The 9,036-nt window shown below is 42.0% G+C and carries 7 protein-coding genes and 3 pseudogenes (1 of these 10 running past the window's edge); 8 read left to right on the top strand and 2 right to left on the bottom strand.

Features of this window, described 5'->3' with window-relative positions; all coding sequences use genetic code 11:
- Positions 1-122: pseudogene (locus tag CLV95_RS19305) on the bottom strand (IS630 family transposase); the annotation flags it as partial.
- A gap of 62 nt (positions 123-184) precedes the next feature.
- On the opposite strand from CLV95_RS19305, the pseudogene CLV95_RS20060 reads away from it, so the two are divergent.
- The 8 genes and pseudogenes from CLV95_RS20060 to glyA all read left to right on the top strand — a co-directional run.
- Positions 185-367 (top strand): annotated as a pseudogene (locus CLV95_RS20060) (sigma factor sigX-regulated lipoprotein SrpA); the annotation flags it as partial.
- A 334-nt stretch (positions 368-701) separates the two neighbouring features.
- Positions 702-814, top strand: a pseudogene (locus tag CLV95_RS06935) (IS110 family transposase); the annotation flags it as partial.
- 265 nt (positions 815-1,079) lie between these two features.
- A complete protein-coding gene (locus CLV95_RS06930) occupies positions 1,080-2,141 on the top strand; it encodes a saccharopine dehydrogenase family protein (RefSeq protein WP_002726480.1) in 1,062 nt (353 codons plus the stop codon).
- A gap of 209 nt (positions 2,142-2,350) precedes the next feature.
- Positions 2,351-2,938 carry a hypothetical protein gene (locus tag CLV95_RS06925; RefSeq protein ID WP_002726463.1) on the top strand — a complete coding sequence of 196 codons (588 nt, stop codon included), beginning with the start codon at positions 2,351-2,353 and terminating at the stop codon, positions 2,936-2,938.
- Positions 2,914-4,524, top strand: a complete 1,611-nt coding sequence (locus CLV95_RS06920; protein WP_002726342.1) for a TolC family protein — start codon at positions 2,914-2,916, stop codon at positions 4,522-4,524. The genes CLV95_RS06925 and CLV95_RS06920 overlap by 25 nt, the downstream gene beginning before the upstream one ends.
- Positions 4,525-4,544: 20 nt before the next feature.
- Positions 4,545-5,723, top strand: a complete 1,179-nt coding sequence (locus CLV95_RS06915; protein WP_002726499.1) for an efflux RND transporter periplasmic adaptor subunit — start codon at positions 4,545-4,547, stop codon at positions 5,721-5,723.
- A gap of 48 nt (positions 5,724-5,771) precedes the next feature.
- Positions 5,772-6,749 carry a lipoate--protein ligase family protein gene (locus CLV95_RS06910; RefSeq protein ID WP_002726416.1) on the top strand — a complete coding sequence of 326 codons (978 nt, stop codon included), beginning with the start codon at positions 5,772-5,774 and terminating at the stop codon, positions 6,747-6,749.
- A 197-nt stretch (positions 6,750-6,946) separates the two neighbouring features.
- Positions 6,947-8,194, top strand: coding sequence for a serine hydroxymethyltransferase (gene glyA, locus CLV95_RS06900; RefSeq protein ID WP_002726164.1), 1,248 nt, complete (start codon positions 6,947-6,949; stop codon positions 8,192-8,194).
- Between the two features lie 303 nt (positions 8,195-8,497).
- Here glyA and CLV95_RS06895 read toward each other — a convergent pair whose 3' ends face one another.
- Positions 8,498-9,036, bottom strand: partial view of a GNAT family N-acetyltransferase gene (locus tag CLV95_RS06895; protein ID WP_002734476.1) — the 3' portion only. 70 nt of this gene lie beyond the right edge of the window; 539 of the gene's 609 nt are visible here — the last part of the coding sequence; the start codon falls outside the window, past its right edge; it ends in the stop codon at positions 8,498-8,500.

Genomic DNA, 9,036 nt, shown 5'->3' with positions numbered 1-9,036 from the left:
TTACTGACCCCAAGTTCTTTGGCTACTCCATAACATGTATAACCCTTCTCAAGTAAACGAATTCCATTCTGTCTTCTTTTCTCTAAATCCTTGAGTCTCTTTTGGTTTTTGTCATTTCTCACATTACCATCTCTTTTTATTTCTTATTTACGGGTACTCATTTTTATAGGGATCAGTAAGGAAGGATTTTGTATTTAACGTTTCGATAGATAACACTCTTTTTTGGGATTCGAATGCGGCAGATAACAAATTTTCTCCCCAACTCAACGCTGCCGACAGACCGAACGCTACGAGTGGAGAAGACAATCTGGTCACAAGCGCCCGAAAAAATTTGATCTTTCATTTACCTACGATCCTTGCGAGATGAAATGAAAGGTCTTTGTCGATTCCGATGAAAACGATGCGACTCCATAAAATTCGAAGGAAACCAACTCTTTTCCGTTCGATTCGAGCAGAATACATAAAAAGGAGCTTGTCGGCTCCTTTTTATGTACGCATTTTCTCACAAGGGAAGCGGCGAAAAACTTTTTTATCGAAGGAATCGTCTCCGAAAACATAAAATATTATTAAATTATATTTTAAAAATATTCTTAAAATTACAAATACTCCCATTGCGCGTAAATACAGATAAGGTTTTTAAAACTCCCAGAACACATGGTTTCAAAAAACAAGGTCAAACGTCTCCTATACTTCATCCAAAACGTTCCCGCAAAATGACCGAAGTGCTTTATACAATGATTAAAACGGGAGAGCTTTTCGATTCTATGCCTGAAGAAGTATTGAATCGAAATTAGCTCAATATGGTCTTATGTAATAAAATTGCGGAAGGGCTTGACACAAGATACATAGGAATGTTTTTATATGGTCCTAGATCCGTTGTTGGATAAGGTCGAGAACTAGGAAAAGGCGTTCTCGAACGAATTTTGGTCGCAGTCTATCCGATTTGAAACATGAACAAGAAGTGAAATGAGGTTGGACTGCTTCGAAGTCGGTTCTCGGAATCGATTCTTGGATCGTATCTTGTGAAAATTTCCGTCAAAACTTGACGAATTCTTCCGATTGAGAAAAATCTGGCCTTTATGGCGGCTAAGAGAAAGAACTGGCTTCTATATGGAGCAAACGGTTACAGCGGGGAATTGATCGCAAGAAAGGCTGTTGAAAGGGGACAAAAACCTATCCTTGCAGGAAGAGCCGAATCGAAGATTCAGCCTCTTGCAGAAGAACTTGGTCTCCCATTCAGGATTTTTTCTTTGGAGAATTCGAAGGAAGTTCAGGCCCAAATCTTGGATTGTTTTTTGGTTTTGAATTGTGCCGGACCTTTTACGGAAACCGCACTTCCAATGGCGGAAACTTGTATCGAATCCGGGGTTCATTATCTGGATATCACGGGAGAAATTTCCGTATATGAAACGCTTTATTCTCTATCTTCCAAAGCGCTTGCAAAAAAAGTAATGCTTCTTCCGGGAGTAGGCTTCGATGTCGTGCCTACGGATTGTCTTGCCGTGATGCTCAAGGAAAAACTTCCCAAGGCACATTCTTTGGAACTCGGCTTTTCGGGTTTTACGGATATTTCCGGAGGAACCTTAAAAAGTATGCTCGCTCAACTTCCTCATGGAAGTAGGGTGAGAAGAAACGGAAAGATCGAAACGATTCCCCAATTGAGTTTGAAAAAGGTCGTGGAGATCAGTGGGAAATATGCGGAGTTTTTTGCGATTCCTTGGGGGGACGTTTTTACTTCTTTTATCTCTACCGGAATTTCGAACATCACGGTATATTCTTCTTTGCCTGAATTTCAAACTAAGATTTTAAAACTGTTACAGCCTACGGCTTTATTTTTAAAAAACTCTCTGATTCTCAAAGGAATGCAGAAACTCGTAGAACTGACCGTCCGAGGTCCCGATGAAGAAAAAAGAAAAAAGGGGACGGTTCTTCTTTGGGGTGAGGCTTGGACCGAAGCGAATTCGAAAAAAGTTTCGATTCGAATGCGTTGTGCGGAAGCCTACGAGTTTACGGTCGAATCCGCATTAGCTGCCGTTGCCAAAGTGGGGAAAGGAAAATTCCAAGCGGGTTTTACGACTCCCGGTAAAGTGTTCGGTTCTAAATTCGTATTAGAAATTCCTGGTACTAAAATTTTACCTTAAAATTCCGTGGAATGTCGTCGTATATAAGTTTATCGTAAAACCGATTTTTGTTTTGGAGCGGACTCTAAACTTCGAAAATGTGTTCTATCCGAAAGAAAACGCGGGTGGTTCTGGAGACGAACACAAATATATTTCGCCGCTATATTTCTACTTTCGGATTGATTTTCAGAGACTAGGCACGTTTGCTGTTTGAGAACGTGGAAACCGCAATGAACTTTCTTTCCAAACTGTCTTTGTCCCGAAAAATATGCAGAATATTCTTTTTCTTAGGTTTGACCCTGTCCTACAATTCGATTTCAGGACAGGAAAATTCGACGAACTTAAAAAAAATGGAAATACGGGCGGGAAAGATCTTTCTTGCGGGTCACACAGGAGATCATAGTAAGGATACGGCTGAAATTTTACTTTTGATAAAAAACCTGGTAGAGGATACGGTAGGAAAAAATTTTTCAAAATTACCGGATAGGGTTTCTCCAAAAGACGGATTGCTCTTGGATCTAAAGGGAATTTGGACCAGAGAAGAGATCCAAAAGGAACTTTCCAAAAAAGGAAATTATTTCGAGACTTATTTTTTCGAGCGGGAACTCCTAAAAAAGCAGAAGAATTCTGAAAACGTAAGAACGGTTCGGGATTTGTTTTTACTTTCGGGGGGAATCGAGGTTGAGTTCTATTATGAAAGTATGACGGAATGCGAATTGAAACTTAAATTCAAAGATAATATACAGCTGGAGAAGGAACTCATCAATCCATACTTTAAGAAAGTGCAGGGGAAATGGTATCTTCACAGAATGTTTTAAGAACTCCGAGAGGAGAACCGTTTTTTAAAAACGAACCTTTCCGGAAGGTAAGGAATTTTGCGAAACAGTATTGGGATCAAGTTGGGATTTTGGGTCGTTTTCAGTTTTTGATTTTCTTTTTTGGGAAAACGGAAAGCCCAAGACGCGGGTTCAAACTTGGAAAGTTCGTGAATACAATTTTTGTTTTCGGTTTTCTCGGATTCGTTTTCCCATTCTCTTGGATTTACCCGGAAGTAATTCCTTTCGAATCTGATTCCGTAACGGAAAAGAAAAAGTTTGACGAAAAAAAATCTCAAATTTTTCAAGAAGGACAAACGCAAGCGGAAGTCGAGACGAATCCGATTCCGTCTTTTTCCGGAAGGGTCATAGACTGGGATGTGGAAAAATTGACGGAGTATGCGGTTGCAAATAATCCCCTTTACCTCGCGGAAAAACAAAATATGAGAATCGAAAGGGGGAAGGTGATCACAGCTTCTCTCTACAGAAATCCGGTCATACAACTCCAACAGCAGTTCATCGGAGTCCCCGGAGGAAGCGGATCATCCGGTCCACAAGTTCTCGGAGCCAACGGTTCTCAAGGAGGACATATGGAAGTGGCGCCTGCGCTTTATCAGGATCTGGATGTTTATGGAGTGGTTTCGCTTCGTTCCAAGGTGGCAAAAAAATCTTTTGAAGCGGTTTTGGGGGAATTCGACAACTTTGATAGGCTTTTTCGGCTCAGACTCAGGCAGAACTATTGGGCTTATATCTTTCTTACAAATTTAGTAGATTATAATAAAGAATTTTATGAAAATTATAGTGATCTTCTAGAACTTACGAAATTTCGAGTTGAAAAGGGGGATATCTCTCCTCTCGAATACGAAAGACTCGAGTTGGAAAGGATTCAGGTTGAAAAATTCTACCGCGATGCGCTTGTTCGTAGACAGCTCGTGGAAAAAGAACTTCGAATCCTTTCCGGAATTCGGGAAGCGGAAGGAATCTTTGCGTTTAAGACGGAAATGAGATTTAAATCCTTGGAAGACTTGGGACTTAGACTCAGGGATTCCACGATTACCGCGGTCAATCGTCCCGATATCGCCGCACTTGAAGAAAGAGTCAAAGAGAAAAAACTGAACATCGATCTCCAGAGAAGAGAAGCCCTCGGTTATGTACAAGTCGGGGGAGAATGGAGAATCAAGGGCAATGAACACTATGCAGGTGTTTTTGCGACTCTTCCCCTTCCTTTAAACGACAGGGGTCAGGGTAAGGTTCTTTCCGCAAAAGAAGAACACAAGAAGTTCGAACTTGCACTCGAGGCAAAAAAAAGAGAAGTCGACGAAGAGATCGAGGCTTCCAAGAAGGAACTTCTTGCGCGAGAGGATCTTCTTGCAAAGTACGAAAGAATTAATCTATTACAAAAAAACAAACAATTGGAACAAAAATCCAGGATAGCATATGTCCGCGGCGCGTCCGATCAAGTAACCTTTCTCCAAGCTGAGAAAAATTATCTTACGGTTCTCAGGGATTATTACGAAGTGTTGTATCTCTATTACAACGCGGTTGAAATATATAAGGCGGCGGTAGGAAAAAAAACGGAGAGGGAATAAATCCTATCTCGGAGATTCGTATGTTCATAAGACGATACAAGATTATTCTCGTTCTTCTCGCGGCTTTAAGCGCCGGATATTTCGGATACAAAAAATTCTTCTTTAAAAAACAGGAAGAGAAAAAACAAGCCGTCGTAGATAAGAACAGATTTACCGTATCCGAAGAGATATTAAAAAGACATCCCTTGACGTTTGTCTCTCTGAGAGAGATTTCAGCGGTCGACGAAATCGCTCTTCCCGGAAGGATTTCCTACGATCCCGAAAGTATGGCAAGAGCCGGTTCGACGGTCGAAGGGAGAATTAAAAAGGTTCTCGTGAGAGAAGGAGATCGAGTGAGTCAGGGTTCTCCGCTTGCGATTCTCTCTTCCGTGGTGCTCGGAGAAGTAGAAGCTTCTTACGTGAAAGCAAGGGCTAGCCTCGAAGCGTTAAAGTTACAAGCCGATCGTGCGAAAGAGCTTTTCGATATGAAGGTAACTTCCGCAAAAGATTACGAGTTTGCGAATATGCAATACAAAACGGCAAAAATCGAAGTGGAGACGACTCGGATTAAACTTGAAAACTACGGGCTTACTCCTGCGGAAATCGCGGGAATTGAAAGAGGGGTTTACGTTTCTTCCAATCTCGTTTTGAGAAGTTCGATCAACGGAGAGGTTACCGAAAGAAAAGCGGTTCAAGGTCAACAGGTCACAAGAAACGAGGATTTGTTCACCATCGCCAATCTTACCAATTTGATGGTTCTTTTGGAAGTGTATGAAAAAGATCTAGGCACAATCTCCGAAGGAGCCGAGGCGCATATCTATCCTCTGGGGGATAAGGAATCTCCCGGCATCCGTGGCGAAGTTGCATACGTAGGAACCGTTTTAGACAACGTAAAAAGAACCGCGAAATTAAGAATCATGGTTTCCAATCGGAACGGAAAATTAAAACCGGGCCAATCCGTAACCGCAAAGGTAAAGGGAATCGTCGCCGATACGGGAGCGGAACCTAGACGTACTGTTCCTCTGGAAGCCGTTCATGAAATCGAAGGAAAATCCATCGTGTTTCTTCAGAACGATGACGGAAGTTTTGAAGCTGTCGAAGTGATCACGGGGGATACCGTGGGAGACGAGGTTGTCATCAAAGTCGGTCTCAAAGAGGAGGGAGCACGGATCGTTTCGAAGGGATCCTTTATTCTCAAAAGTGAATATTTGAAATTGTAGGTATTCAAAAAATTTGAAATAAAATCCGGACTTTTGTCCTCATATCTTATGCGTACATTTGCATTCTTACAAGACTCGAACAGATCCGCCGCTTACAATCTTGCCATTGAAGAAGCGATCGGACTTCATTTCGTATCGTCCGGTTACGGAGCGGGACTTAGAATCTGGAGGAATCCGTTTTCCATCGTGCTTGGACTTTCGGAGCAGGCGGAAGATACGATTTTACCGGAAGTTTTGAGGAATTTTATGGAATCGGGTGGAAAAGAGAGAAGTGCGATTTTGCCGGAAATTCCGAACTTAACTTTGGAATTCGAAAAGAACCAAACGAATTCGACCACGTTAAGAAATCAAAATTCGATTTCAAAAAACCGGAAAAAAATTTCCGGAATAAACGTTTCGAATTCTATTCGGGGTTTCAAAGATAGAAAACGTTTCGACAAAGAATTTCCCACAATTGTTCGAAGAGCGAGCGGAGGAGGGACGGTAGTTCATCATCCCGAGGAGAATCTGAATTTCACTTTTTTCGTTTCCTTGGATGTAAAACCTGAACTTTACAAAGTAAAGGAATCCTACGGTTATTTTTTAAGTCTTGTAGTAAACGCGTTAAAGCGACAAACGTTAAACGCTTCTTGTCGTGGAAAATCGGATCTTGCTATTTTGGAACAAGGTCTGGAAAAAAAAATTTCCGGAAACGCTCAGTTTCGAAAAAGAAATGCGGTTATACATCACGGTACCTTGATCTTAAAACCTTCTCTCATCGAAAGGGTTTCCGGACTGCTCAAACATCCTCCTGAGGAACCCGAATATAGAAAGAATCGAAAACATTCCGATTTTGTGACGTCTCTTCCGAGCGATTTTTCTCCCCTAAAATTTGGCCAAGATCTTTCTCATGTATTTGCCGAATCTTTGGGTCTTTTCAGAATGGGCTCAGAGAGGGATCTCCGATTTACAAAAGCGGTTTTCCAGGAAGCGAAACAACTTTTGGAAAATAAATACTCTAGGATGGATTTTATCCTGAGAAACTAAATCGGATTTAGAACCCGTCTCAAAACCTTAGGAATGTAAGAACTATTACAATTTTAAGCGACAGGAGAAAACCGCCAATGCGACGGTTTCTGTGGGAACTCCCACGTTTTTTAAAAACTTGCCGGATCGTTTAAAGATATTTTTCTTTAGGTTTTGAGACGGGTTCTTACTCGGAATTATCAAAAAAGAAGGGCCAGATGCAGTTTCTTCCGAAAGCGGATCCAGAGATATTCGCAGCATTAAAAAAAGAGGACGAAAGACAGGAAAATAACCTGGAAATGATCGCCTCCGAAAATTTTGTTTCCAGAGCCGTTCTGGAGGCCTATACTTCCACGCTCACAAACAAATACGCCGAAGGTTATCCGGGAAAAAGATACTACAACGGTTGTCACAACGCCGATATCGTAGAGAGTCTCGCTATTGAAAGAGCAAAAGAACTTTTCGGTGCGGAATACGCTAACGTTCAACCGCATTCCGGTGCCCAGGCAAACATGGCGGTTTTTCTTGCTTGTTTGGAGCCTGGGGATTCTTTTTTAGGAATGAATCTTGCACACGGCGGGCATTTGACCCACGGTTCTCCCGTCAACGTAAGCGGCAGAATTTATAAACCGATTCCTTACGGAGTCGATTCAAAAACAGAAACAATCGACTATGATGAGATCGCGAAACTCGCAAGGGAGCACAAACCGAAGTTGATCGTTGCGGGCGCTTCCGCTTACGCAAGGACCATCGACTTTTCTAAATTTGCCGAAATTGCGAAGGAGGTAGGTGCTAAACTGATGGCGGACATCGCTCATATTTCCGGTCTTGTTTCCACAGGTTATCATCCTTCTCCGGTCGGACTTTTCGATTTTGTGACTACTACCACTCATAAAACGTTGAGAGGACCGAGGGGTGGACTCATTTTATCTACATTAGAAAATGAGAAAGTTTTAAACTCTCGGGTTTTCCCCGGAATTCAAGGTGGACCTTTGATGCATGTGATCGCGGCCAAAGCGGTCGCGTTTAAAGAGGCTCTTCAACCGGAATATAAGAAGTATATCGAAATCGTTCTTGCGAATGCGAAAACTCTCGCGGAAGTTTTTTTAAAACGAGGCTACAGAGTCGTAAGCGGTGGGACGGATAACCATTTGGTTCTTTTGGATGTTTCCGTAAAAGGACTTACCGGTGTACAAGCGGCCGACGGACTGGACGAAGTTGGAGTGACCGTGAACAAAAACGCGATTCCTTTCGATAAGAATCCTCCGGCGGTCGCTTCCGGAATTCGTCTTGGGACTCCGGCTCTCACCACTCGAGGTCTAAAACCCGCGGATATGGAAACGGTTGGAAATCTGATCTGCGATTTTTTAGACAATCCGAACGAAGAGAAAAATAAAAAGAGGGTCAAGGGCGGAGTTCAGGAGATTACTCGAAAGTTTCCGATGGATCAATTCCGTTTAGATTAAAAATTTTTAAATCGACATTGAAGATATTCCATCCGGAACTATAAAATAGAGTTGTTGAAAAGTTCCATGATTCGGTTTAACAAAACTGCTTCAATCGATCGCTTTCATGAAATAGAAACAGATGGAGAATTAATTTTCAACAACTCTAATAAAGTTCCCGATATTTTGCGCTGAAGCGCTGAAACAGGGTTTTGCAATAACAATTTACGGCACTCGATTTGATCAAGATCGGTGATGCGTCTACTCGCGCCGAATATTCAAATTCGATCAAGTTTTTTACTGGAGTTTTTTTCTGCGTTTATTTTAGGCTTGGAAAGACGAAACAAGTTTGAATAGAAGATGCGATTTGATTGCGGGCCATTCGTTCGAAATGATGCTGTAAACCGCGGTGTCTCTGAGTGTTCCGTTAGGCATTGTTCTATGATTGCGTAGAATTCCGTCCAGAACAGCGCCTAACCTTTCTATGGCTCTTCTTGAATTTTGATTGAGTCTGTGGGTTCTGAATTCTACGGCGATACAATTCAAATTCTCGAATGCGTGCTCCAAAAGAAGAAGTTTACATTCCGTGTTCACGAACGTTTTTTGAAATTCCTTGGAATACCAAGTTGAACCGATTTCGAGGCGTCTATCGGTTTTTTCGATATTCATATAACGGGTACTTCCAATGATTTTCCGATCGACTTTAAGTTGTACGACGAAGGGGAGACTTTGTTTTTGCTCTTGCTCTCGCAATGCGGTTTCGATCCAGGATTTCATTTGATCGGGAGACGGAACCAGAGTAAACCAGAGTTTCCATAATTCTCCGTCTAAGACTGCTTGGATTAATGCGTCGCAATGTTCCA

The sequence above is a fragment of the Leptospira borgpetersenii serovar Javanica genome, assembly GCF_003046425.1.
In the GTDB taxonomy this organism is placed as follows: domain Bacteria; phylum Spirochaetota; class Leptospiria; order Leptospirales; family Leptospiraceae; genus Leptospira; species Leptospira borgpetersenii.
Note: the sequence above shows the minus strand (reverse complement) of the source record. Positions and strands in the feature narration are given on the sequence as shown.

Bases quoted from the DNA above. Each gene is read 5' to 3' on its own strand.
- CLV95_RS06930 (WP_002726480.1), top strand. From the start codon at position 1,080: ATGGCGGCTAAGAGAAAGAACTGGCTTCTATATGGAGCAAACGGTTAC.
- CLV95_RS06925 (WP_002726463.1), top strand. From the start codon at position 2,351: ATGAACTTTCTTTCCAAACTGTCTTTGTCCCGAAAAATATGCAGAATA.
- CLV95_RS06920 (WP_002726342.1), top strand. From the start codon at position 2,914: ATGGTATCTTCACAGAATGTTTTAAGAACTCCGAGAGGAGAACCGTTT.
- CLV95_RS06915 (WP_002726499.1), top strand. From the start codon at position 4,545: ATGTTCATAAGACGATACAAGATTATTCTCGTTCTTCTCGCGGCTTTA.
- CLV95_RS06910 (WP_002726416.1), top strand. From the start codon at position 5,772: ATGCGTACATTTGCATTCTTACAAGACTCGAACAGATCCGCCGCTTAC.
- glyA (WP_002726164.1), top strand. From the start codon at position 6,947: ATGCAGTTTCTTCCGAAAGCGGATCCAGAGATATTCGCAGCATTAAAA.